This is a genomic window from Candidatus Paceibacterota bacterium (assembly GCA_041666545.1).
Taxonomy (GTDB): domain Bacteria; phylum Patescibacteriota; class Minisyncoccia; order Phycocordibacterales; family JBAYGS01; genus JBAYGS01.
The window spans coordinates 132,015-155,432 of the sequence record JBAYGS010000001.1; the positions used below are offsets into that span (position 1 = coordinate 132,015).

Annotated in this window: 25 protein-coding genes and 1 tRNA gene; 16 read left to right on the plus strand and 10 right to left on the minus strand. The window is 46.1% G+C overall.

Features of this window, described 5'->3' with window-relative positions:
- Positions 1–47: 47 nt before the first annotated feature.
- The 4 genes from WCT25_00745 (at position 48) to WCT25_00760 (ending at position 4,746) form a co-directional block, all read left to right on the plus strand.
- The gene (locus tag WCT25_00745) at positions 48–1,379 is read left to right on the plus strand and encodes a glycine--tRNA ligase (protein MFA6535940.1); all 1,332 of its coding nucleotides are present in this window, start codon (positions 48–50) and stop codon (positions 1,377–1,379) included.
- Positions 1,380–1,443: 64 nt separating this feature from the next.
- The gene (locus tag WCT25_00750; GenBank protein MFA6535941.1) at positions 1,444–1,902 is read left to right on the plus strand and encodes a hypothetical protein; all 459 of its coding nucleotides are present in this window, start codon (positions 1,444–1,446) and stop codon (positions 1,900–1,902) included.
- Between the two features lie 74 nt (positions 1,903–1,976).
- On the plus strand, positions 1,977–2,936 hold the full coding sequence (gene trpS / locus WCT25_00755) for a tryptophan--tRNA ligase (GenBank protein ID MFA6535942.1): 960 nt from the start codon (positions 1,977–1,979) through the stop codon (positions 2,934–2,936).
- 4 nt (positions 2,937–2,940) lie between these two features.
- Positions 2,941–4,746, plus strand: coding sequence for an ABC transporter ATP-binding protein (locus WCT25_00760; GenBank protein MFA6535943.1), 1,806 nt, complete (start codon positions 2,941–2,943; stop codon positions 4,744–4,746).
- Positions 4,747–5,019: 273 nt separating this feature from the next.
- On the opposite strand, the gene WCT25_00765 is transcribed toward WCT25_00760, so the two are convergent.
- Positions 5,020–5,406 (minus strand): hypothetical protein, encoded by a 387-nt coding sequence (locus tag WCT25_00765; protein MFA6535944.1) that lies wholly within the window; start codon positions 5,404–5,406, stop codon positions 5,020–5,022.
- A gap of 1,008 nt (positions 5,407–6,414) precedes the next feature.
- Between WCT25_00765 and aspS the strand changes: the two genes are divergently transcribed.
- Positions 6,415–7,743 carry an aspartate--tRNA(Asn) ligase gene (aspS, locus tag WCT25_00770; protein MFA6535945.1) on the plus strand — a complete coding sequence of 443 codons (1,329 nt, stop codon included), beginning with the start codon at positions 6,415–6,417 and terminating at the stop codon, positions 7,741–7,743.
- Here the strand turns inward: aspS and WCT25_00775 are convergent.
- Positions 7,711–8,352 (minus strand): HD domain-containing protein, encoded by a 642-nt coding sequence (locus WCT25_00775; GenBank protein MFA6535946.1) that lies wholly within the window; start codon positions 8,350–8,352, stop codon positions 7,711–7,713. The two genes, aspS and WCT25_00775, sit on opposite strands and share 33 nt — an antisense overlap.
- Before the next feature lie 174 nt (positions 8,353–8,526).
- On the opposite strand from WCT25_00775, the gene WCT25_00780 reads away from it, so the two are divergent.
- Genes WCT25_00780 through WCT25_00825 form a run of 10 tightly spaced genes read left to right on the plus strand, consistent with a single transcriptional unit; the run spans position 8,527 to position 17,741 of the window.
- The gene (locus tag WCT25_00780) at positions 8,527–9,312 is read left to right on the plus strand and encodes a ScpA family protein (GenBank protein ID MFA6535947.1); all 786 of its coding nucleotides are present in this window, start codon (positions 8,527–8,529) and stop codon (positions 9,310–9,312) included.
- A gap of 4 nt (positions 9,313–9,316) precedes the next feature.
- Positions 9,317–9,925: an SMC-Scp complex subunit ScpB gene (locus tag WCT25_00785; GenBank protein ID MFA6535948.1), complete on the plus strand. Its 609-nt coding sequence runs from the start codon at positions 9,317–9,319 to the stop codon at positions 9,923–9,925.
- Positions 9,897–10,910 (plus strand): hypothetical protein, encoded by a 1,014-nt coding sequence (locus WCT25_00790; protein MFA6535949.1) that lies wholly within the window; start codon positions 9,897–9,899, stop codon positions 10,908–10,910. The genes WCT25_00785 and WCT25_00790 overlap by 29 nt, the downstream gene beginning before the upstream one ends.
- Positions 10,911–10,916: 6 nt before the next feature.
- Entirely contained in the window at positions 10,917–11,990 is a 1,074-nt protein-coding gene (locus WCT25_00795; GenBank protein MFA6535950.1) for a hypothetical protein, read from the plus strand.
- Between the two features lie 2 nt (positions 11,991–11,992).
- Complete coding sequence (locus WCT25_00800) at positions 11,993–13,087, plus strand: putative peptidoglycan glycosyltransferase FtsW (protein ID MFA6535951.1); 1,095 nt, start codon at positions 11,993–11,995, stop codon at positions 13,085–13,087.
- Between the two features lie 40 nt (positions 13,088–13,127).
- Positions 13,128–13,505, plus strand: coding sequence for a four helix bundle protein (locus tag WCT25_00805; protein MFA6535952.1), 378 nt, complete (start codon positions 13,128–13,130; stop codon positions 13,503–13,505).
- 23 nt (positions 13,506–13,528) lie between these two features.
- On the plus strand, positions 13,529–14,656 hold the full coding sequence (locus WCT25_00810) for a UDP-N-acetylglucosamine--N-acetylmuramyl-(pentapeptide) pyrophosphoryl-undecaprenol N-acetylglucosamine transferase (protein ID MFA6535953.1): 1,128 nt from the start codon (positions 13,529–13,531) through the stop codon (positions 14,654–14,656).
- A gap of 52 nt (positions 14,657–14,708) precedes the next feature.
- A complete protein-coding gene (locus tag WCT25_00815; GenBank protein MFA6535954.1) occupies positions 14,709–16,073 on the plus strand; it encodes a glutamate--tRNA ligase family protein in 1,365 nt (454 codons plus the stop codon).
- 8 nt (positions 16,074–16,081) lie between these two features.
- Complete coding sequence (locus WCT25_00820) at positions 16,082–17,362, plus strand: peptidoglycan DD-metalloendopeptidase family protein (GenBank protein MFA6535955.1); 1,281 nt, start codon at positions 16,082–16,084, stop codon at positions 17,360–17,362.
- Between the two features lie 40 nt (positions 17,363–17,402).
- Entirely contained in the window at positions 17,403–17,741 is a 339-nt protein-coding gene (locus tag WCT25_00825) for a hypothetical protein (GenBank protein ID MFA6535956.1), read from the plus strand.
- Between the two features lie 646 nt (positions 17,742–18,387).
- On the opposite strand, the gene WCT25_00830 is transcribed toward WCT25_00825, so the two are convergent.
- From WCT25_00830 to WCT25_00860, 7 genes are all read right to left on the minus strand, one after another.
- On the minus strand, positions 18,388–18,708 hold the full coding sequence (locus WCT25_00830) for a hypothetical protein (GenBank protein ID MFA6535957.1): 321 nt from the start codon (positions 18,706–18,708) through the stop codon (positions 18,388–18,390).
- Positions 18,709–18,859: 151 nt separating this feature from the next.
- On the minus strand, positions 18,860–19,312 hold the full coding sequence (locus WCT25_00835; GenBank protein ID MFA6535958.1) for a hypothetical protein: 453 nt from the start codon (positions 19,310–19,312) through the stop codon (positions 18,860–18,862).
- 245 nt (positions 19,313–19,557) lie between these two features.
- A complete protein-coding gene (locus WCT25_00840) occupies positions 19,558–20,160 on the minus strand; it encodes an exonuclease domain-containing protein (protein MFA6535959.1) in 603 nt (200 codons plus the stop codon).
- 60 nt (positions 20,161–20,220) lie between these two features.
- Positions 20,221–20,478: a hypothetical protein gene (locus WCT25_00845; protein MFA6535960.1), complete on the minus strand. Its 258-nt coding sequence runs from the start codon at positions 20,476–20,478 to the stop codon at positions 20,221–20,223.
- Positions 20,479–20,519: 41 nt separating this feature from the next.
- Positions 20,520–21,359: a phosphoribosyltransferase gene (locus WCT25_00850; GenBank protein MFA6535961.1), complete on the minus strand. Its 840-nt coding sequence runs from the start codon at positions 21,357–21,359 to the stop codon at positions 20,520–20,522.
- 616 nt (positions 21,360–21,975) lie between these two features.
- Positions 21,976–22,046, minus strand: a tRNA-Pro gene (locus WCT25_00855).
- Positions 22,047–22,137: 91 nt separating this feature from the next.
- Complete coding sequence (locus WCT25_00860; GenBank protein ID MFA6535962.1) at positions 22,138–22,530, minus strand: hypothetical protein; 393 nt, start codon at positions 22,528–22,530, stop codon at positions 22,138–22,140.
- A gap of 99 nt (positions 22,531–22,629) precedes the next feature.
- Here WCT25_00860 and rpmA point away from each other — a divergent pair, with 99 nt between their 5' ends.
- Positions 22,630–22,902, plus strand: coding sequence for a 50S ribosomal protein L27 (gene rpmA / locus WCT25_00865; protein MFA6535963.1), 273 nt, complete (start codon positions 22,630–22,632; stop codon positions 22,900–22,902).
- A gap of 45 nt (positions 22,903–22,947) precedes the next feature.
- Here rpmA and rplI read toward each other — a convergent pair whose 3' ends face one another.
- On the minus strand, positions 22,948–23,394 hold the full coding sequence (rplI, locus tag WCT25_00870) for a 50S ribosomal protein L9 (GenBank protein MFA6535964.1): 447 nt from the start codon (positions 23,392–23,394) through the stop codon (positions 22,948–22,950).
- Positions 23,395–23,418: the final 24 nt, after the last annotated feature.

Consider the following 23,418-nt stretch of genomic DNA (forward strand, 5'->3'; position numbering starts at 1 on the left):
ATCCATTGCCGCTTTTCTAATTTGGTAAATTCTGATAAACTTCTCATATGAAAAAAGCTCCCGCCAAGGACAACCCGGCCGTCATGGAGGATATAATCTCACTCGCCAAGAGGCGAGGCTTTATCTATCAAGGCTCCGAGATTTACGGCGGTCTTTCCGGAACCTGGGACTACGGCCCTTTGGGTGTGGCACTTAAAGACAACATCCGCCAGATTTGGTGGAAACAATTTGTACTCGACCGTGACGATATGTACGGGATGGATGCCGCGATTTTGATGAATCAAAAAGTTTGGCAGGCGACCGGCCACGCGACTAACTTTTCCGACCCTCTCACCCCATGTCTAAAATGCAAAAAACAATTCCGCACTGACCACCTAAACGGCGCCACCAAGTGTCCGGAATGTGGGGGCAATTTCGGCCCAGAGAGAAAATTCAACATGATGTTTAAGACCAATGTCGGCCCTGAAGAAGGTGGAGGAAGTTTGTCATATTTGCGACCGGAAACCGCTCAAGGTATGTTTGTGAATTTCAAAAATGTTTTGGATTCCTTCCATCCTAAATTGCCTTTTGGTCTGGCCCAAGTCGGTAAGGCTTTCCGAAACGAAATCTCGCCTCGAGACTTCACTTTCCGAGCTCGTGAGTTTGAACAAATGGAGATTGAATATTTTGTTAAACCAGAGGGTTGGGAGAAGATTTTTGAACATTTCGTTTCTGAAATGAGAAACTTTATCTCGGCCGTTGGAATTTCTGCGGACAAAGTCCACGAAAAAGAAATCGGCGATGCCGATCGGGCCTTTTATTCCAAACGCACGATTGATTTTGAATTTGATTTCCCTTTTGGCCAAAGCGAGCTTTACGGCTTGGCTTACCGTACCGATTATGACCTGAAAGCCCACGAAACCGAAAGTGGCAAGACTTTGGTTTATACTGACACCGAAGCCAACGAGACTTTAGTGCCACACTGCATCGAGCCATCATTTGGTCTTGATCGAACCGTTTTGGCGGTCCTTTCAAGCGCCTTCAAAAAAGAGAAAACTGGCGAGGATGAGAGGATTGTTTTGAAATTTAACCCTAAAGTTGCTCCGGTATTGCTCGCAGTCTCGCCGCTTCTCCGAAACAAGCCGAAGTTGGTTGAAAAAGCCCAAGAAATCTACAAAACCTTGAAAAAGGAATTTGGCCGAGTGATGTTTGATGACAATGGCAACATCGGCAAGCGTTATCGCAGGCAAGATGAAATCGGCACGCCATTTTGCATTACTGTCGACTTCGACACCATTGAAAAAGATGACACTGTCACTGTCCGTGACCGAGACACGATGGAACAAGTCCGAATTAGATCCGACGAACTCGTCTCATTTTTTAAGAACAAATTAGCCTAGAGGACACCAGCTTGCAATTCAATTGAATATGAGTATTCTAAACCTAGAATACTGAAAGGCTTTTATGTTACCTAAAATTTTTGTAAAGGTTTCTGGGGGTCTTTTTACCTCAGCAGAGTTTCTAAGAATGATGTCGCGACTACAGTATCACCGACTGGTGATTTGTGTCGGTGGTGGTTCACAGATTAATGCTGCCCTCGAAAAGATCGGAATCGAACGAAAATCCCATGGTCCACTTGGTCGGGAATTGGCAACCCCACAACTGAGACAGGTGGCGGAAGGCGAGCTACTGAAAAATCAAGCGCTTCTTGAGGACAAACTGGCACGTTTAGGAATTACCGCAAAGGTGATTGTGCCTGTTTTAGACCTAGGAGGAGTTAGGACCCATGTTAACGGTGACCAGATGGTCAAAACTGCCTACCTTGGCTTTGACCGGCTCGTGGTGATGACCACACCTGACAGATTGCAAGCCAAGAGGAGTATTTTCGCCGAATTGCCCAAGGTCGAAATCGTGGCAATCTAAAACCCAGCCTCCTTCTTCGGGAGGTTTTTTAATTGCTTTATCACAATTAAATTTTGAGATATACTGAAGCAACTATGGCCGACAAAAAGAAAATTTTACTATCGGGCATCAAACCAACCGGCAATTTGCATTTGGGCAACTATTTCGGAGCGATCAAGCAATTCGTAGAATTGCAAAATAAGTACGATTCCTATGTTTTCATCGCCGACTATCACGCCATGACAACTCTCCTTGATGCCAAGGAACTATCAGAGAATAGTTTTAACATTGCGGTAGATTACATGGCCTTGGGTCTTGACCCGACGAAAATGACGCTTTTCAAGCAAAGCGACCTGCCCCAAGTGACCGAACTTTGCTGGATTTTCAACTGTCTAACAACTGTGCCATACCTCGAAAGAGCTCACGCCTATAAGGACGCGGTCGCCAAAGGTAAAGAGGCCAACATCGGACTTTTTGATTACCCAATTTTGATGGCCGCTGATATTTTAATCCAGGATGCTGATATCGTACCGGTGGGGCAAGACCAGAAACAACATGTCGAATACGCTCGCGACACGGCGGAAAAATTTAACCGCACCTTCGGTAAAGCCTTTAAAATTCCTGAACCTTACATCCTGAAAGATGTCGCCGTGGTCCCCGGAATTGACGGTCAAAAAATGAGCAAGAGCTATAACAACACCATTCCTATTTTCGCTTCAGATGAAGAGATCAAAAAACTAGTTATGGGGATTGTCACCGATTCCAACTCCGGACGTCCCGAAAATGTTTACGCCATTCATAAGCTGATTAAACCGGAAGCCGAGCTTGAAAAAGTTTACACAGAATTTGCCGGCAAGTATCAAAAATTAAAGGAGGCTCTTTACAATGACCTCGTCTCATTCTTGACACCCTTCCGTGAAAAACGGGAGCAACTGCTTAAGGATAGGGCAGGGGTCTTGGCAATTCTCAAAGCTGGAGGCGACAAAGCCCGCGCCCGCGCTGAAGCTAAAATGGCAGAGGTCCGTAAACTGACCGGCCTGACTTTGACCGCTTAAACTTATGGATTACAACAAAATGGAGTGGAAGTTGACGGGGCTCCAAAGCCTTTGGAAAAACGCCGTTAGGATCCTGAAAATCTGCTTTGAAGATCAGGGCCGTCTCCTAATAACGATCATTAGCTTGACCCTGGTGGTTTCGGCTTTGCCGTTTCTGAAACAGGGCGCCTATGCCTTGTTGGTTGACGTCATTGCCGTGCCGAATTCCGGTAAACTGACATACGTGCTCGGGCTCGTGGTTTTGCTTCTGGTTTTGCCAGAATTTATTTACAGTCTGAAAGGTTATTTTGATAAAAGATTTTATATTGATATTCAGAAGATTTTCGAATTGCGCTATCTCAAACACAAGGCCAAAATTGATGTGGCGAGATATGAAGATTCGAACTTCAATAATTTACTGAATAATGCGGCTGAAAGGGGGATGTGGCCGATTGTAAATTTAGCTGACGGCCTGATTGCCAACATTTCCAACATTATCGGGGTCATCGTGGCCGGTATAATTTTGATTTTCTACAATTGGGTGTTTTTCCTGCTGATTTTCGTAGCCTTGATTCCCAAGCTCTACGTGGAAATCAAATATAGCCGCGATGTTTGGGGAATTTTTAACGCGAGCGCGCACGACCGAAGACGCTATTGGGATTTGCGCGGGCATTTTTATGACGTACCGAAGCTTACCGAACTAAAACTATTTCAGAACGTCTCCGAATTTTCCAAACGCATCAATAAAATTCTAGCCGATTTTAGCAGCGACCAAAAGGCTAACGAGTGGCGCAAAACACGACTGACCCTATTTGCTCTGATTTTGAGTGGCTTAGCCTATCTGTTTTTTGGTTTTACTGTTGCCAATTCAGCTTTCTCCGGTCAGATTAGTCCCGGTACGATGATTTTCGTAATCGGTTCGGTCATTGAGTTTGGCAACGCACTATCCGGATTTTTCTTGAATGTCGGCAAGAGATACGAGGAAAATCTTTTTGTGACTGATATTTTCAGTATTATGGAAACTCAGCCAATAATCACACCGCCGCAAAATCCGACCCTCGTGGACTACACAATCGCGCCCAGGGTTGAGTTCAAAAATGTCTCGTTTAAATACCCGAAGAGTGAGAGCTTAATTCTTAAAGACATTAGTTTTACAATTGAGCCGGGTGAAAAACTGGCTCTAGTAGGAATCAATGGCTCAGGGAAGACTACGCTTATTAAACTGTTGTGCCGATTCTATGATCCAGTTGCGGGACAGATTTTGGTGAATGGTGTTGATTTGAAAGAAATCGACCTGGACTCATGGTGGAAACATTTAGGTGTCCTGTTTCAGGATTTTGCTTCCTACAATTTTTTGGCCCGGGAGGTAATCGCGCTTGGGCGTTCACAGGTCGAAGCCAAGCACGAGCACATCTCCAGGGCTGCGCAAATGGCGGAGGCCGATGAATTTATCATGAGATGGAAGAAAGGCTATGAACAGATGCTCGGTAAAGAATTTGAGGAGGGGATTGACCCTTCAAAGGGTCAAATCCAAAAACTGGCCTTGGCCAGAGTCTTCTTCCGCGACCCTAAAATTATGGTTTTGGATGAACCGACCGCTTCGGTAGATGCTGAATCAGAGGCTAAAATTTTCGAGAGATTTACCGCTCTGCCGGATTCGGTCTCGGCTATTTTAATTTCTCACCGATTCTCGACTGTTAAAAAGACCGACAAAATTATTGTCTTGAAAGACAAAAAAATAGCTGAAATCGGCAGTCATAAGACACTGATTGCTCAAAATGGCATTTACGCTGGTCTCTTTAGGCTCCAAGCCAAGGGATATAAGGAGTAACATTAACGCAATACATTATAATTTACGGTCGTAAATTATAATGTATGGGGGTAGGTCGGGAGCTAAAGTTTTGGTTTTAATGACCCCCTCCCCGGCCTCCGCCAAGCCTCCGACCGGGGTTTCCTTTCAAGGCATCAGAATGATTACGGCTTAGCACATCAGAATGCGCTAAGCCGTTGCCCATTCAGCCCCGCCCTAGAGGGGGAAGAGTCGGACGGGGTTTCCTGGGATTGAAAAAACTCCGAGGCGACCCGCTTCGGAGTTTGTTGCAGATTATTCGATTACCGTGGTACTGCCGGCGCGCCCCTTAGTACCCTGCCAGCCCGAACCGTTGACCTCGGACAGAGAGCGGAGATGAATCTCCATTTCCTCGGCCATTCCCATCCTGTTCATTTTAATCTTGACCCACATACTATCCTCCGGCCGGACATCGACAATAAACCGAGCCCGCTGACGGCGCAGGTAGAAGTCCCTGAGGACATAGCTATTCGTGCCTTGCTCAACTAAAAACGAGAAGTGGGTTCCCGTATGCATAAAGACTTTTTCGACACGACCCTGCTCAATCCGCGTATTTTCACCGTTCGAGTCGTTGCAGGCTGGCAAGAGTAGCAACAGACTTAAAAGACTGGCACCGATAAGAATATTCCATATTTTTTTCATAATAAGTACTCTCCATTTCTCTCCATATTTTGCATGACACAGTGTTTTTGTCAACCCTTGAAATTAAAAACCAGCAGGGGAGCGTGAGCTCCTCTGCTGGTCGAGGCGACTATGCCCCCTCTAGGTATTTGACGGACCACGTCGGCCTGCCGTGGTCTTCACAGACCGGACGACCCCGGCATATGGCTGATGGCCGGTTGCCATTTTGTACGTGACATTCTGGCACCCAGTGCCAGACATCAGAGCAAACCGGATGATCAACCCACCAACGTTCCCAGTGACCGCCAAGAAGTCGGCGGACGATTCTGAGCTTGGGGAGTTGCAGGAAGAAGAACAGCAATCGGAGGAACCCCCTCCAAATGCCGAGCAACTTCCGGCCGGAAGAGATCTGCGGATTCCCCCGACGATGATGTTCGTGCCACTCCATAACCAGAGCGGCGATAAGCCACCCCAGCACACAAGACACTACTAGGGTAACCCATAGCTCTGCGACTCCAACTAATGTTTTCATAACTTTTCCTTAAGTTAGTTTGCGGCCAATTCTATGCCGTCCGTATCAGAGTCTCGGATGACTCATGGCTTGTCGCTAATTATGATAGAGCGACACGCAAAGAGTTGACCACACAGTGACCAACCCGACATCGCCGGCCTTTTCTCTCCGGCGATACCAAATTCCTATAATTCATAAGTAGGGAGCTGGTATCGCTAGAGAGAGTTTTAAAGATCAATTTTGGCTATTATAGCATAAACGGTGTACTTTGTCAATCATTGGCAGCCCTATCGGATATGCTAATATACAGGAAAGCATTGATGCCTAAAACAAGGCGGAGCTTGGGGAAGAAAGGGTACAAATACCTGATTAGACCCTCACGGGTGGCCCGTTAAAGCCTAAAAGAGAAATAAGCGAGGTGGTACCGCGGCGAATCATCGCACGCCCTTGCAAGAACGAAAATCGTTTCGTTTTTGCAAGGGCGTTTTATTTTATATTATTAACTATTCACCATTAACATGGAAAGAGCATACATCAAGGACTTAAAAACCAAGGTAGGCGAGGAAGTTACAATCGCCGGTTTTGTCGATATCAGGCGAGATCACGGCAAGCTGATTTTTATGGATTTGCGAGATGTCACCGGCAAAGTTCAGATGGTAATTTTGCCAAACCATAAGGAGGCGCAAGAGGTGGCAAAGGAATCGCGGCCGGAGTGGGTACTGGAAATCAAGGGCAAGGTGAACGCCCGGCCCGAGAAAATGATTAACAAGGATGAGCTTAATGGGACAATTGAAATTGAGGCGCTTGAAGTAAAGGTGCTCGGCAAAGCCCAAGAATTGCCGTTTGAAAAAAATACTGAAGTTAACATCGACACTTATCTCGACAACCTACCTTTCACCTTGCGCAAGGATCGCTCCCGAGCCATCTTCAAAGTTCAGTCACAAATCATGAAGAGTTTTCGCAATTATTTTATGAGCGAGGGCTTCATTGAATTTCAGGCCCCAAAGCTTATCGGTGACGATGCTGAAGGTGGAGCCAACTCTTTTGACATTACCTACTTCAAGCATGTGGCCCACTTGGCGCAAAGCCCACAGCTTTACAAACAAATTATGGTGGGAGTTTTTGAGCGAGTTTTCACTTCCGGCAACGTCTACCGAGCCGAGAAGCACAGTACCACTCGCCACTTAAACGAGTACACCTCGCTCGATATTGAAATGGGCTTCATCAAAGACCACACAGATGTGATGCTGACCGAGACTGGCTTCCTCCAAAAATTGGAGGCTGACTTACAGGCCAACTGCGCCGGTGAGTTCGCCACCTTGAAAGCCGAAATTCCAAGAGTACCAAAAGAAATTCCGGCTCTGTCTTTGCGAGAGGCCCAGAAATTGATTACCAAGGAGACCGGTAAGGATTGCACCCATGAGCCGGATCTCGAGCCGGAGCATGAAAGATGGCTCTGTGAATATGCCAAAAAAGAGTTTGGTTCAGATTTTATCTTCGTCACCAATTTCCCGACTGCTAAAAGGCCTTTTTACACCTATCGAGATGAGAAAGACCCGACCTACACCAAAGGCTTCGACCTTTTGTTCAGGGGAGTGGAAATTACGACCGGTGCCCAGCGAATCCACGACTATGACGCTCTGGTTTCTTCGATGAAAGAGAAAGGATTAAATCCGGAGAAATTTGCTTTCTACCTTCAGGCCTTCAAATACGGCATGCCGCCGCACGGTGGTTTCGGCTTGGGCTTGGAGAGATTGACCCAAAAAATGCTTGGCTTGGACAACGTGAAAGAAGCTACTCTTTTCCCACGAGACCTAAACCGAATTGACGTCCGATTGTCGGAGTAGACTTTCGGTAAAAACTCTTGAAGAAAGCGGAGCAGCTAAAACTGATTCGAGTCGGCGCAAGGAGCAGGTCAGATCGTCCTGAATCCTGCAGGTGGTTTTGACTTTCACAATTGCTTCAATCTGCCGATAATAGGAAAGTTTACGCTCAATGGAAGCGCCGAATTTCTTCCAAATCTGTGGCCCGCACTTCTCATAAGTTGCGACCAGTGAATCCAAATTCTGAATTGTGTCCGCTGCTGAAATCAAAACTGCACCCTCGGTGGCAGAGGACAACCTCGCCAGGTAACCGGCCTTACGCTCTTGCCAACTTTCCTTGAAGCAACCGCTCGCATCGGCGGTCCGTTTTTCCGTCACACTATCAACTAAATCTGCCACACCTTGCCCAAATTCTCGAGTCAGATAGTCGATTGAATAACTGAAATTATCTTCAACCGTATCGTGAAGCAGGGCGGCGCAAAGTAAATCCTCATTTTCAGTGTATTGTGAAAGAATCAGCATCACCGCAAAAGGATGAACGACGTAGGGTAGATCAAGGCCTACTCGCTTGAAGTCGCGATGGGCAAGCGCCGAGACATCGATGGCCTTTTGAATTTTGGGTGTAAAAATCATAAGAACTATTTTTGATTAGAATTTTGAGAAAAAAATACATCCGCCGGAGCGGAGGGAAGTAGTAGTATAACAAAGAGAAAATCCAAAACTCAAAAAAACTGTGGACAACCCCGTGCCCAAGGTGGGGAATAATCAGGCACCAAGAAACAATAACCAAGGATAGAGAAAAGAGGTATGGGAAATAATCAATATCTTGAGGAAATGGCCTTTTTGGGTTATATTTCAAGGATGATTGGCGCAACCTATCAGGTGAAAACCGCTGTTTTTGAAGGCCCTTTAGACCTGCTCCTGCAATTGATTGAGAAGCGTAAGCTGCTGATTAATGATATCGCCCTTTCGAAAGTAGCTGACGACTATATTGCCTATATTAAAGGCCTGGGACAATTTCCGGTCGGGGAGGCGGCCCACTTTGTCCTGATTGCTTCGACACTTTTGCTTATCAAGTCGAAATCGCTTCTGCCGACCCTGGAGCTAACCGAAGAAGAGCGGGGTGACATCAGAGATTTGGAATTGCGACTTAAGATTTATCAACGCTTCAAAGCCTTGGCAACCATGATTCGGCCCAAACTTGGAGCCACACCATTATTTTTATCAGAGCCTCGACCAACAGCTCCGATTTTTTCGCCAAGCGCCGACATTACTCTGGAATCCTTGCTTGGCGCCATTCATAACACCCTACAAAACTTGCCAAAGAAGCAATTTGTACCCAAGGCGGTTGTCGACAAAGTTATCAGCCTTGAAGAAATGATCGGCAACCTAACCCAACGAATCAGTAGGAATCTGAAAATGAGCTTTAAGGAATTCTCCGGTTTCGGCAAAGCCGGGAAAGTTAATATCATCGTCGGTTTTTTGGCAATGCTCGAGCTCGTCAAGCAGGGTAGCATCCAGGTCAGACAAGAAAGACAGTTCGATGACATTTTTATGGAGACCAATCACGTCGGCTTACCAACTTATAATTAATCAAATGGAAAAGGAAACTCTAAACTTAATCGAGGCAGTCTTGTTTTGGCAAAGCGAGCCGATCACTGTCAAAAAACTGGCCGGCATGGTCAAAGTTTCCATTCCTGAACTCGAAAGCCGGCTCGCCGAACTTGCAACCAACCTGGAAACTCGTGGTGTTCGACTGGTGAGGAAAGACGACGAAGTCACACTCGCCACCGCACCCAATGCTTCGACCCTGATTCAAGAGCTGACTAAAGAAGAGCTGACACGAGAACTTGGTAAGGCCGGTCTCGAGACTTTGGCGATTGTGCTATATCAAGGACCGATTACCAGATCAGAAATTGATTATGTTAGAGGTGTCAATTCAAGTTTTATCTTAAGAAATCTCTCAATCCGAGGCTTAGTTGAAAGAATCAGCGATCCCAAAGATGAGCGCCGCTTCTTGTATCGACCAACCTTCGAATTGCTAACCCTCTTGGGTATCAGCAAAATCAGTGACTTACCTGAATACGGGGCGGTCAAAAAGGAACTTGAGGCCTTTCAAACTGAAAAGGCGACAAGTGAGGGTAAGCTCGAAGCGCCCGAGCAGGCGAGCCATCAGGATGAGAACAACCAAAATGCCACCCAGTAATCAAAACTACATAATTTTCTGGAAAAAATACTACCCGACAATTTTTTCGGTGGCGGTTATTTTAATTATTTTTGCGATTATCCGAGGTCTCATCAGTTATTCGGAAATTAAAGTTGCAGAAGAGAAAACCAAGGTCGAGCTAATCGCCAAACAAGAAGCCGCCAACCCTTTCAAGTCAATTGAGCTCGGGGCCAGGGCAGCCTATGTCTTCGACCTTACGACCGGCAGGGAGATTTTCAGTAAGAACGCCGAGGCGCAACTGCCTTTGGCTTCGCTCACGAAAACCATGGCGGCAATCGTCGCTCTCGAGGCGGTACCAGATTTTACAAATATTAGAATTAGCAACTCTTCACTTCGAGAAGAAGGGGACAGTGGCCTTAAAGTCGGGGAGGACTGGCCACTTCGCAAAATTCTAGGTTTTTCACTTACCGCCTCATCAAATGACGGAGTAAGAGCCATCGCCGAGACCATCGGCGAACAGGCACTAAACCAAAACCAAACTGCCGATTTATCCGATCGAGGTAAATTTGTTAACCTGATGAATCAGAAGTCAAATACCCTCGGACTGTCCCAAACCTTTTTCCTCAACGAAACCGGACTTGATGTAAGCAGTAGCACAAGTGGCGCCTATGGCTCTGCGCGGGATGTCGCCAAACTGTTTGGCTATGCCCTAAACAGACATGCAGATGTTTTTCTGGATACCGGTTATCCTGATTTTTCTGTTAAAATTAATGATGGTATCCATATCGCGAAAAATACCAACAAAATCGTTTCGGAAATTAGCGGCCTCGTCGCCTCTAAGACCGGCTTCACCGATTTGGCCGGCGGCAACTTGGTAATCGCTTTCGATGCCGGCCTGATGCACCCGGTCATTGTTTCCATTTTGGGATCAACTGAAACCGGCCGGTTCGATGACGCACTGGCGCTTGTCAAATCCGCCATTGAGTATCTCGGAGACCACGAACCTAGAGTAAACTCTAAATAAGACTAAATGATAATCGACATCGTAAAAATTTTTATTCCGGCCGCACTTTCCTTCATCATCGGAATTTTACTGACCCCATCTCTAACCGCCATTTTGTATCGAAAGGAAATGTGGAAAAAAAAGGCCAAGACCGTCTCTTTTGACGGCAGTAGCACGCCAATTTTTAATAAGCTTCACCAGGTCCGCGAGACCAGCACACCCCGATTAGGTGGCATCATTATTTGGGGCTCAACTGCCATTACGGTAATTTTCATTTGGCTTTTGGCTCGGTTTTTCCCTTCGGACTTTACGCAAAAATTGGACTTTTTAAGTCGCTCACAAACCTGGGTACCGCTCTTTGCGATGGTTTTCGGCGGCCTGGTCGGCTGGGTCGATGACCTTTTGGACATCCGTGGCACCGGTGATCATATTGCCGGCGGGCTCTCATTGAAGAAACGCCTCTTGATTGTCGGCTTCGTCGCCTTGCTATCGGCCCTCTGGTTTTACTTTAAGCTCGGCATCACTTCAATCGGTCTCCCGTTTGGTGGGGAATTGCAGATTGGCTGGCTCTTCGTGCCACTCTTTGTTATTGTTGCGGCCGCCATCTACTCTGGCGGTATCATCGATGGGCTCGATGGTTTGGCCGGTGGAATTTTTGCGGCAATTTTTGCCGCCTACGCCGGCATTGCTTTCTACCAGCAACAAATCAACTTGGCGGCTTTTTGCGTGACGATCGTCGGCGCCATTCTCGCTTTCCTTTGGTTCAATATCCCGCCGGCGCGATTTTATATGTCCGAGACCGGTAGCATGGCCCTGACGATTACCCTCACGATTGTGGCGTTTATGACAGACGCAGTTGGTGAAGGGCACGGACTGATTGTTTTGCCAATTATCGCCTTTCCACTCGTCATTACCACAGCCTCTGTTATTATCCAGTATATATCAAAAAAATTCCGAAATGGGAAAAAAGTTTTTCTGGTCGCGCCTTTGCATCACCACTTCGAGGCGCTCGGTTGGCCGGCCTATAAAGTCACCATGCGCTACTGGGTTTTAGGTGTCGTCTTTGCCATTATCGGTCTAATCCTCGGACTAATTGGCTAGGTATGCGCGATAAACCTCTCGACAAACCTTTTTTAGTTGCGGTTTTCCTGCTTGCAGCTGTCGGCCTTTTGATTTTCATTTCTGCCTCGATGGGGCTACTCGCGAGAACCGGGGCAAGTTTTAGCAGTACCGCCTTTAACCAAATTGTCTTCGGACTGGTCTTTGGCTCTATCGCCGCCTATCTCACTTCAAGATTAAATTACAAATTCTGGCGAACTTACGCTTTTTATATCTTTCTCGGCTCGCTGCTTGTGAGCCTGCTGGTCTATGTTCCAGGACTCGGTTTCAGTCATGGGGGAGCCACCCGTTGGATAATTGTTGCCGGAATTTCCTTCCAGCCGGCCGAGCTGATTAAAATCGGCTTCATCATTTATTTTGCCGCCTGGCTATCCGGTGTGAAGGAGAAGATAAAATTATTCAGGTTTGGCATGTTGCCATTTTTGATTATTGTCGGGCTTGTCGGGGCCATCCTCTTGGCCCAGCCAGACACCGACACTTTTATGGTTATTTTTGCTGCCGGCTTGGCAATGTTTATTTCGGAAGGTGGCCGTTTTAGAGATATCCTCATTCTGGGAATTTTATCACTCCTTGCCATCGGTCTCCTCGCGATGCAGCGACCATATTTGATGTCACGGATTACAGTCTTTTTAAACCCGGCCAGCGACCCTTTGGGTGCCGGCTATCAGATCCAGCAGTCCTTAATCGCCATTGGGTCGGGCCAAATCACGGGGCGCGGTTTCGGACAGAGTATTCAAAAATTTAACTTCTTACCAGAACCGATTGGGGACTCGATTTTCGCGGTAGCCGGAGAAGAATTTGGCTTCGTGGGGACAGTCTCGCTTTTACTTCTATTTTTGTACTTTACTTTGCGTGGGCTTAAAATCGGAACCCAAGCACCGGACGCCTTCAGTAGACTCGTAGTGGTCGGCATTGTTATACTTATCATTATCCAAGCCTATCTGAACATCGGCGCGATGCTTGGTCTTCTGCCACTTTCCGGAATTACTCTACCTTTCGTGAGTCACGGCGGCACAGCACTCTTCTTTGTCCTGGCAGAAATTGGAATTATTTTGAACATTTCTAGATATAGTAAGTAGTTAGTAGTAAGTAGTAAGTAGGAAATGCAGAATAGCGGAAATGGAAAAAAGTTATAAAAAACTTATTGTGTGGCAAAAAGGAGTTGACCTGGTGACAGAGATTTATGCACTTACCGCGAAACTGCCCAGGTCAGAAACCTACGGATTAATTTCACAAATCCAACGATCCGCCGTCTCGATTCCGTCAAATATAACTGAAGGAAGCCGGCGACGGAGCAAGAAGGATTTTCAGCACTTCCTAAGTATTTCCTTTGGCTCAGGGTCAGAACTTGAAACACAAATTGAAATCTTAAGACGCTTGCCTTTTGGTAAAAATCTAAAGTATGAGAAAATTGATTCATTGCTAACCGAAATCATGAAAATGCTTAATGTGATGGTGTATGGGAGCAAAATTCATTCTGAACCTACTAACTACTAACTACTTACTACTAACTACTAGCTATGAAAATTCTATTTACAGGCGGCGGTACGGGCGGACACTTTTACCCAATCATCGCCGTCGCTGAAGCCCTTAACAAAATTGCCAAGGATGAGAAACTGCTAGAGGCCAGTCTGTACTTTATGTCGAATGCGCCTTACAACGAACGCGCTCTGCTCGATAATCAAATCACCTTTGTCCAAAGTCCGGCCGGCAAAGTCCGACGCTATTTTTCACTGTTAAATTTTTTTGATTTGTTCAAAACAGCTTTCGGGGTTCTCAAGGCCACCATCATTATTTTTAGAATTTTTCCTGATGTTATTTTCGGTAAAGGTGGTTATACCAGTTTTCCGGCACTCTTCGCCGGCCGACTGCTCGGTATTCCGGTCATGATCCACGAGTCAGACAGCTCGCCGGGCCGAGTCAACAAATGGGCAGGGAAGTTCGCCAAGCGAATTGCCGTCTCATATCCCGAAGCCGGTGAATTTTTTGACCAAGAAAAAGTTGCTTACACCGGCAACCCCGTTCGAGCCGAGATTGTCACCCCAACCACGGCCGGAGTTTTCGAATATTGGCAATTTTCACCGACCCTGCCGGTCATCATGATTCTCGGCGGTTCACAGGGCGCTTCCGCTATTAATGATGTCATTTTGGATGCCTTGCCAGATTTATTGGCCAGCTACCAGATTATTCATCAGACCGGCAAGGAGAAATTTGAGGAGGTCAGGGCTACTGCCGAATCAATTCTCAAGGACAATACTTACAAAAATCGCTACAAGCCATTACCTTATGTAAACGACTTAGCAATGCGAATGGGCGCCGGCGCTGCCAAGCTGATAATCTCTCGAGCCGGTTCAACAATTTTTGAAATTGCCATTTGGGGAATTCCAAGTATCATCGTGCCGATACCGGAGTCAATTTCCCACGACCAGAAAAGCAACGCTTTCGCTTATGCCAAAAGTGGGGGAGCGTTAGTCATTGAAGAGGAGAATTTTTCCACCCACTTGCTAGTTTCCGAAATTAACCGCCTATTTGGGAACCCGGGTATTTTAAAAAATATGTCGATAGGCGCCAAAGCTTTTGCTAGACCCGACGCCGCCGATAAAATCGCCCGAGAACTTATTCGAATTGGTCTCTCCCACGAAAAATAATCTAACCGGCAGGCAGCCTTAAAACTACGCGATTTTCTGCTATAATAGATTTATGACTAAGACTTCAAATACGAAGCCAGTTGTTCGTTTTGCACCATCACCAACCGGACTTTTTCACATCGGCAGTGCCCGGACCGCGCTTTTTAACTACCTTTTTGCCAGGCACAATCGGGGCCGTTTTCAGATCCGAATTGAAGACACGGATAAGGAGCGATCGGAAGCCAAATACGAGAAAGAAATTTTCGATTCCTTGGCCTGGCTCGGGCTGGAATTCGACAATCAAGACAAGGTCGTTCGCCAATCCGAAAGAACCACGATTTACCGTGGCTATCTGGAAAAAATGATTGCCGATGGAACAGCCTACATTTCCAAGGAAGCCCCCAAGGAAGGCGGCCGGGCCGAAGTAATTCGTTTTAGAAATCCGGGCGAGAAGATTACCTTCAACGACGAAATCCGAGGTGAAATTACTTTTGACACTGCTGAGCTCAAGGATTTTGTCATTGCCAAAAGCTTGGATGAACCGATTTTCCATTTGGCGGTGGTAGTCGACGATTTCGAAATGGGCGTCACCCATGTCATTCGAGGTGAAGACCACATCTCAAACACACCAAGGCAAATTTTGATCCAAAGGGCCATTGGCGCCCCTCAGCCAATTTATGCCCACATTCCTTTAATTCTAGCTCCGGATAAATCCAAACTTTCCAAGCGCAAACATGGCGAGAGCGTCTCCTTGAGTTATTTTAAAAATGCCGGCTACCTGCCGGAAGCCATGCTTAACTTCCTGGCACTTTTGGGCTGGGGCGCCGATGCCACCAAGGAAATTTTTACCAAAAGCGAGCTGATTGAAAAATTTGCGCTCGAGAAAGTAAACAAGGGTGGGGCAATTTTCAACCTCGAAAAGCTAAACTGGTTAAACAAAGAGTACCTGAAACTGGAAATTAGAAAACCTGATTTCGAGCCAACAACCTATTTGCCGACAGAAATTCTGGAAGGTAAAAGCCCCGCCCAAATTAAGTTGATTTTCGAGACGATTTTCGAGCGAATCCAGGTTTGGGATGACATTAAAAAAATGCTCACCTCAGGCGAGATTAATTACTTAAAATCCGACCCTAAATATGACGGAGAAAAATTGATTTGGAAGGGGAGTGACGCCACGAGAACCGCTCAAAACCTCGAGCAAATCCTTGGTCTCATTCGGCCGATAGACGAGAGCGATTTTGCAGATAAAGACCGACTAAGGACTGCCGTTTGGGATTACGCCGAGAAAACTGGGCGCGGGGCGGTCCTCTGGCCAATGCGCTTTGGCTTGACTGGCCTGGATAAATCACCCGACCCCTTTAGTGTTGCCGCCATGATTGGCAAAACCGCGACTGTAAGACGGCTGGAGGAAGCGGTTCGAATTCTAAGTCTGAAATAACTGCCAAAATGAAGACGCTTGTTTCCAGAATTCTAATTTCAGTTTCGATTCTTGCCGTTTTTGGATTCCTGGCCTCGCCATCTCTGGGAGCCGAAATTGACGATCTCAAGGCCAAAATTGCCGAAAAAAATCAGGCGATTTCAGATTTGGAAAAGGAAATTGAGACTTACCAGAAACAAATCAACGAAGTCGGTGACAAGGCCAAGACTCTGCAAAATTATATCAAGACCCTAAACCTAACCATCACCAAACTAAACCGCGATGTCGCCCTGACCGAAACCCAAATTGCCGCTACCGGCTATACCATCAATCAGCTGACACTAGAGATTAAAAAACAGCAAGCGAGCATTGAGACCAATACCGAGGCGGTGGCAAAAATCTTACGGGAAGTCGACCGCAGTGAGGGCCAATCAATGGTTGAGGCGGCTCTTATTTACAACAGCTTCAGTGAAGTCTGGAACGATATCGAAGCCTCAAACCGACTGCAAGAAAGTGTGCGTGAAAAAATCAATCAGTTGATCGCCACCAAGGCCGACCTTGAATCCAAAAGGAAATCCCAGGAAGCCGAAAAGGACAAACTCGGCAAGCTCAAAAACAATCTCTCCGGTCAAAAGCAGGTTGTAAACCAGAACAAGGCTGCCCAAAATAATTTGCTAATTGCCACCAAAAATCAGGAGTCCGAATATCAGCGCATCCTAAAGGATAAACTGGCAAAAAAGTCCGCTTTCGAGGCCGAGTTGTTTGCCTTTGAGTCGCAGTTGCAAATTGCGATCGACCCTTCAAAATTACCCTCAGTCGGGACTGGAGTACTTAAGTGGCCAGTCGACAAGGTCTTAATCACTCAATATTTCGGCAACACTGATTTTGCTTCAAAGAATCCTCAAGTCTATAACGGTAAAGGCCACACCGGCATAGATTTCCGCGCCTCAATCGGCACAGCCATCAAGGCTGCCGGCGCCGGAAAAATCACCGGAGTAGGGGATACCGACTTGATTAAAGGTTGCTACTCGTATGGTCGCTGGGTCATGATTGACCACAACGACGGTCTCTCTACTCTCTACGCCCATCTTTCGGTAATTTCAGTAAGACAGGGACAAACCGTGAATACCGGAGATATTATTGGCTATAGTGGCAGTACCGGCTATGCGACCGGACCCCACTTACACTTTGGTGTCTATGCAACACAGGGTATAAGAATTGTCAAGTACGAGAACAGCCTCAACTGCAAAAACGCAATCGTTCCGATTGCTGACCCGAAAGCATACCTGAATCCGTTATCCTACTTGTAGGCTTGTTTTTAGTGGCTTTTATTTTGTATAATTACACTCAATGAATATATTCAATTTTCCCAGGAATCGAGGTCTAGTTAGAACCGTTCTCATCGTTCTGGTTGCAATTCTGGTCTTAAGCTACTTTCATATTGATATCAAGGGCATAGTTGAGTCACCGCTAGCCCAAAATAACTTAGGCTATGTCTGGGGTATCGTCACCAATGTGTGGAATAACTACTTATCACAGCCGGTCACTTATTTTTGGAACAATATCTTTATCGGAATACTCTGGGAGAGTTTTACCGGAGCGCTTGGCCACATCAAGAATGGCGAGCAGCCACAGCTCAATACTTCAGGACCAAATGTCGATCTATTAAATACTGCCGGGGCCAACTAGGCCTCGGTTTTCGTTTTTGTAATATGTACAAATCCGGTTCAGGGATTTATTAATGTACAAAAGATATATTGTGCGACACATAATCTAAAGCGAGACGATGCGTGTCCACCTTTTGACCCCCCTCCCCCAATAATTGACAGTGAGAGGTTGATATGCTATAATTGCTCAAGAAAGGAATCTAGCTGTGAGTACTATTATCTTGCTCGGAAGCTATATCGGACTATCCGACTTCATTTTCGATGTCCAATGCAATGGATCACCTATCGCAGAATCGGAAGCTCGCGCGATGGGCCTAATGGACGACAACACTGCTCGTCGCCATGCCCGCTCTAGCTATACTCGTGATTGGTATAGAGTAAAGCCAGGTGACCAGGTGCAGGTTCACTGGCAGGATGACGAACGGAACATTAAGACCACATTCGTCATTCTGACAGATCTTCCGAACCCACCACAGAGCCCAGACCACGAGAGCACTGGCATGCGGCTCTACGAGTACCTTAAAGCCAACTGCGAGCGCGTTCAATGAGGAGATCTTCAATCTGGAGGTCTCCTTTTTCTTTTGATACATTGTATTTCCGGAATAATTAAAACCCCTCAACAAATAAATTCGTTAAGGGGTTAAAAAGTAATCGATCGGTGTTATGGCTCACCGCCGTCGGCGAATTTTTTTGGCTTCCGGCCAAATCTCAAATTCCCTACTCATGTAGGGCCGGCACAACTTCAGGATTTCACCAAAGGTTTTCTTTAGGGCCAAGGTCTCAGTTTGAGCTCTGGCGAGCAAGGCCGAAAGCTTAATGCGACCTCGCTTTCTATCACCTTTGGACTGTCGGCCGAGCTCTTTGGCCAGGGCCTCGAGAATCAAAGGCTGTTGATCATATCTGAGCCGACCAATGGCTTCACCGAGAATACTGTTTGATTCAAGTGCGCGACCGGGAACTTCAACCGGGTGAACTTTTTCTCGATTCATAAGAACTTCTCCTTAAATAACCCTACCAGAAAACAAAAACCTCCGCGAGTGGCGGAGGTTTTTGTTTTCCTTATCCATATTCCAGTCATACAATTTACTCACGACCGCGAGTAAATTGTATGACTGGAAAACTGGATTTCTTTTAATTGACTTAGTTTAGTTTCGCGATGAGCGGAGCCGAAGCGGCTACCGACTGTTTCCAACATGGTTTAGACGAAGCCCAAGGCCTGGTACCTTCTTTCTCATAGAGCCACTTGGCATAGGCCAGGTTGCCGTCAAGAGTTTTGATGTCAAAGCCCATTTCTTTGGCCTGCTTGGCATGATAGAACTCATTAATCTGCATCACGCCCACATCGGCTCGGTTGACCTCGCCACGGAGAATCCTGCCATCTTTAGTAAGTTGCCGATAAGTCGATTCGCACTTGGCGATCTCGGCCATAATCGGAGCATCTTTGAAGTATTCCTTCACATGATCCTCCAAAGTAATCGGGCTTACAATCGCCTGCGGTTCAGAGCTTACCGAAGCAATCCCCTCGGCCGAAGCGACCGGACTGCCGTACAAAGTTGAGACTAAAAGTGTCAAAGTGGTTGCAAGTTCAATCATATATTTTAGTTTATAGTGAGTGGTTAGTAGTTTGTAGTAAAGCCACAAATATTCGAGGAAATCTCACCTTGTTTCGTTTTAGAGAAACAAAAACAGAGCCGAAGCTCTATTTGCAATAGTTTAGCATATTCGTGGGCACTTGTCAATACTAAACAACGGTCAGAACCTTGTGTCAAATGCCAAAAAATGGCTTAATGAAGCCATTTTTTACTTGACAGCCGGCCGAAGTCTTTGGATAAAAACGGCTAGGATTGGCCGTTTTTGAGCCATGGGATTGGATATTGTCCAAAGTCTTCGAAAAACGGCCTGTTATATAGCAATCTGGAAAGGGCCTCTGCCTCCCACTTCGCCCCATTGATTCCGATGTGGGGTTTCGGCTCGGCCGGAATTCCGATATAAGCCATTATTTTATCCGAATTCAAATCTGTCTTTTTGTCCTTAATTGGAAGCCTGATTCCCCTTTTAATCATGTCGGCGAGGCAAATTGAGTGCAAATCGATTGTACGATGATGCAGTGGCGCGGTCATATGAGCTCTCCTAGCCCCCGCCACAATAAAAGCCACATCAAGCGACGGGTTCTCCCCCGCTACCGTGTACTCTTCGGAAGCTTGCGCCCAATCCAGAAAGTCCTTCACGATCTCGGCCTCAGATTTCTTCTTTGGATCAACAATCTGCTCTTTAGTAAAACCGTTAACCGCCAGAGCCTCGCCATCAATATGGGCACCGTCCCAAATCCGACATTCTTCATAAAATTGCCTTTTTGAATTACTAAAATCGACTGCCCCAATTGAGAGAAGTGAGTGCTTGTCCGGATTTAAACCTGATGTTTCAACATCAACGACAATCATTTTAAGAGTATATGGTATTAAGTATAAGGTATGCGGTATAAGAATCAAAGAAGACAAAATCTAATCATGGAACCAGTGACCAATTTTCTTTTCGATTTTCTCCTCAATAATTGAGATCCTTGCGTGGAGACCAGAAAATTTTTTTCGCCAGTTATGCCACCGAGTCTTAAAAGGGTCAGAAACTAGGGATAAAATAAATAGACCAAGCAAAATAAAAATTATCCCCTGAAGAAACGGCAAAAGAAGCCCCGCAGCACCGACCAAAATGAGGCCGATCGCCACAACCTGCCAAGCAATTTTTTTGAAATTCTTTTTCATTCAATAAGGAAATCTCTGGTGAGTCTAAACCATTTGAACAATCACTTTTGTCCTCCGCCCTTACCAGTTAGTTTTTCAATCCGCTCTTTCCGCTTATACCAGCCGTTTTGCAAAAGCACTCCATTACTCTTGGCATATTGTTCTGCTTGTTCAAAAAGCATAAGTGCCTCATCATTCCTGCCCGCCTCGGAAAAGTCGGCAAAATCCTGAAATAGCACACTAAGGTGGGTCATGTGCTTCCGAATCCGACGCTCTTCAAAACCACCAGGTTGGTCAGTGCCCTTTCCTGAATAAATTGTAGCATTTGGAAACTGTTCGCCGACAGCCCAAAGGGCGGTCAGTATCGTACCACCCTTATCAATCATATCATCAACAACTACGACTGTTTGCATAGTATCATCGGCGTCATCAGATTCAAAAACTGCTTTTTTCTTTTCCTTATCGACAGCAATTGCAAAAGTATTTACAGTGAGAGCCTGGTCAGAATATCTTTCGACTAGTTTTTTAACAACCTCAACATAAACACTTCCGCCGCTCAAAATTCCACCAATCTTTGTATTTTTAAGAAAAAACTTCTTTATTGCATTCACACTAAGATCATTTGTACCCAACAGAAACTCTTGCAACACATACCGTGTTTCCTCCTCCGTCAATCTGTGATTCGGGTTTTTCAATGATTGACACTTTTCTTCAACCCTGACCAGCATATCGTCTACCGCCCTAAACAGATTACCTATCGAAAATTGGGGAGGAAGATCATGTGCCGAGCCTGCGCCTGTGTCCTGATAATCATCCCGCATTTTCCGCAATGTCTCCAAAAAATCAGGGTTAACCGATGTTGGCTTTTCGCTAATTGCTTGATCAAGAATTACATCGGCCATTCTGCTAGAGAATTGATGCGCTTTTCTTAGATGACTCTGGCACTCGGCAAAATCCTGATCTGCCAGTGCTTGCGTTCTAAATTTCCGCAAGATTACAATCCCCTCCTGCAGTCTCCGTTCATTCTCCAATCTAAGCTCATTTTCTTGCTCGGAAAGTGGTGACCTCTCACGCTTCCTAAAATTGACATGGCTACCACCAAGCATCGCTTCAAAATTATCTGGTCTAGAAAACATAAATTTAATTCACTGTAACAATTCAACTGCGGGATGCCGGGATATTTGATCCTTACAGGATCAGAGCCTATGGGTTAGGGAGAAAGTGCGCCAGGATTTGAAACTTACAGTTTCAGTACCCCTGTTGGATAAATTTTTCGCCCGCAACGGACTCAAATTTATACTCAACAGGGCTTCAAATCCCGGGCGCATGTGCTCCCCAGCACATGCTCATCCCGCCAATTCTCACTTCGTTCGACTTGTCGGGATGCCGGGATTTGGCTACTACATAGCCAGGTGCTTTTCCATCTCGCAGACTCGATAAGGAAAAGCCTTTCACATCCCGGATGTGAGCAAAGCAGTTTGCTCACTCATCCCGAAAGTCTCCGCTTCGCTCCGCTTGTCGGGATGCCGGGATTTGAACCCGGATCGTACGAACCCGAATCGTACATACTACCGTTATACTACATCCCGTTTCTTTCTTCTCCTCCTTATTTTCTTAACTACCAATCCCGACGTCAGAAGTCGGGACCCCGACCTTTGTCAGACAAAGCGTCGGGGCTAGTTAGAGTCCCTTACAATTTGCCGCCTTACTGTACCCGGCCTCCTCGGCGGCTGCCACCGAGTCAAACCAAATTTTATTGGCCTCACTAATCTGACTGGCCCCGGCGCACCACGGAAAGTGATATTTAGTGCCAGACTTAGATGCTACCACTTTTCCGGAGCCTTCGGCAACTGAAACGGCCGCCAGATTTGACGCTTTGACCGAAACTTTGCCACTCAAATCAGCCTCTGGAACTGCCTCCGTACCGTCACTTAGCCTGACCTTAACCTCTGGCCGAGTATCGTAGATTTTAGAGAGCCGACCAAGCCCAAAACTGCCAAAAGCCACCAGAATAATAAGAAGCGAGATGAAGATTTCCCGCCTTTCCCCCACCCCCTTGATTTTTAAAGCCATTTCCTTTATACTCACCTGGTTATTATATCAGTAATTTAGTGATTATTTGTAGTCTTTTTCCTTACCACTCACTACAAACTACTCACTACCAACTTCCCCATGGCACATAAAAAAGCCGCCGGTTCAACTAAAAATGGTCGCGATTCAAATCCACGCTTCTTGGGCGTGAAGCTTTATGCTGGCGAAAGAGCTAAAATCGGCTCGATCATTATTCGACAAAAGGGCCGAGACACTTTGGCCGGTAAAAATGTCGGCGTCGGCAAAGATCACACCCTCTTCGCTCTTAAGGATGGCACAGTTTCTTTTGGTACCAAGCGCCAAACCAAATTTAACTCTGATGTTGTCACTAAGCGAGTAGTAAATGTAAACTAGGTATAAACAAAAAACTCCCCTAGGGGAGTTTTTTGTTTTCTGAACTTAATTCTTCGGTGACACTTCAAGACTAAACTCCGCTTTCTTATCACCAACCGCAATTACCAATTTAAATTTTCCGACTTCCTTAATTGGCTTATCCAGCATCACATTCTCCGGCAAAAAGTCGACCTGCAAGTTATCTTTGAGAATTTTTACAATCTCCACCTTGTGAACCTGAGCAAACAAGTGACCTTTCTCGTTGGCCTTCTCCTCAATTTTGATTGTCTGACCTTTAATTGAATTCAAGTCTTTGAGAAGCAAATTCTCCTGAATCTTTTTTTCAGTCTCACTCTCGGCCTTCATTGTCGCCAGACGCGCAAGTGCCTTGGGAGTAGCGGCCTCTGCCAACTGCTGTGGAATGAGCGAATTAATTGCAAAACCATCGGCAACTGTTTTGACCTCAAACTTCTTTCCGACTTTCGGCACATCCTTCATTAAGATGACTTTCATTTTTTTAAATTAACTGCTGATAAC

Coding starts and splice junctions, on each gene's coding strand:
- aspS (MFA6535945.1), top strand. CDS start 6,415: ATGGAAAGAGCATACATCAAGGACTTAAAAACCAAGGTAGGCGAGGAA.
- WCT25_00815 (MFA6535954.1), top strand. CDS start 14,709: ATGACTAAGACTTCAAATACGAAGCCAGTTGTTCGTTTTGCACCATCA.
- WCT25_00785 (MFA6535948.1), top strand. CDS start 9,317: ATGGAAAAGGAAACTCTAAACTTAATCGAGGCAGTCTTGTTTTGGCAA.
- WCT25_00835 (MFA6535958.1), bottom strand. CDS start 19,312: ATGATTGAACTTGCAACCACTTTGACACTTTTAGTCTCAACTTTGTAC.
- WCT25_00750 (MFA6535941.1), top strand. CDS start 1,444: ATGTTACCTAAAATTTTTGTAAAGGTTTCTGGGGGTCTTTTTACCTCA.
- WCT25_00780 (MFA6535947.1), top strand. CDS start 8,527: ATGGGAAATAATCAATATCTTGAGGAAATGGCCTTTTTGGGTTATATT.
- WCT25_00760 (MFA6535943.1), top strand. CDS start 2,941: ATGGATTACAACAAAATGGAGTGGAAGTTGACGGGGCTCCAAAGCCTT.
- trpS (MFA6535942.1), top strand. CDS start 1,977: ATGGCCGACAAAAAGAAAATTTTACTATCGGGCATCAAACCAACCGGC.
- WCT25_00820 (MFA6535955.1), top strand. CDS start 16,082: ATGAAGACGCTTGTTTCCAGAATTCTAATTTCAGTTTCGATTCTTGCC.
- WCT25_00860 (MFA6535962.1), bottom strand. CDS start 22,530: ATGGCTTTAAAAATCAAGGGGGTGGGGGAAAGGCGGGAAATCTTCATC.
- WCT25_00765 (MFA6535944.1), bottom strand. CDS start 5,406: ATGAAAAAAATATGGAATATTCTTATCGGTGCCAGTCTTTTAAGTCTG.
- WCT25_00830 (MFA6535957.1), bottom strand. CDS start 18,708: ATGAATCGAGAAAAAGTTCACCCGGTTGAAGTTCCCGGTCGCGCACTT.
- WCT25_00800 (MFA6535951.1), top strand. CDS start 11,993: ATGCGCGATAAACCTCTCGACAAACCTTTTTTAGTTGCGGTTTTCCTG.
- rpmA (MFA6535963.1), top strand. CDS start 22,630: ATGGCACATAAAAAAGCCGCCGGTTCAACTAAAAATGGTCGCGATTCA.
- WCT25_00825 (MFA6535956.1), top strand. CDS start 17,403: ATGAATATATTCAATTTTCCCAGGAATCGAGGTCTAGTTAGAACCGTT.
- WCT25_00805 (MFA6535952.1), top strand. CDS start 13,128: ATGGAAAAAAGTTATAAAAAACTTATTGTGTGGCAAAAAGGAGTTGAC.
- WCT25_00795 (MFA6535950.1), top strand. CDS start 10,917: ATGATAATCGACATCGTAAAAATTTTTATTCCGGCCGCACTTTCCTTC.
- WCT25_00775 (MFA6535946.1), bottom strand. CDS start 8,352: ATGATTTTTACACCCAAAATTCAAAAGGCCATCGATGTCTCGGCGCTT.
- WCT25_00850 (MFA6535961.1), bottom strand. CDS start 21,359: ATGGCCGATGTAATTCTTGATCAAGCAATTAGCGAAAAGCCAACATCG.
- WCT25_00790 (MFA6535949.1), top strand. CDS start 9,897: ATGAGAACAACCAAAATGCCACCCAGTAATCAAAACTACATAATTTTC.
- WCT25_00845 (MFA6535960.1), bottom strand. CDS start 20,478: ATGAAAAAGAATTTCAAAAAAATTGCTTGGCAGGTTGTGGCGATCGGC.
- WCT25_00810 (MFA6535953.1), top strand. CDS start 13,529: ATGAAAATTCTATTTACAGGCGGCGGTACGGGCGGACACTTTTACCCA.
- WCT25_00840 (MFA6535959.1), bottom strand. CDS start 20,160: ATGATTGTCGTTGATGTTGAAACATCAGGTTTAAATCCGGACAAGCAC.
- rplI (MFA6535964.1), bottom strand. CDS start 23,394: ATGAAAGTCATCTTAATGAAGGATGTGCCGAAAGTCGGAAAGAAGTTT.
- WCT25_00745 (MFA6535940.1), top strand. CDS start 48: ATGAAAAAAGCTCCCGCCAAGGACAACCCGGCCGTCATGGAGGATATA.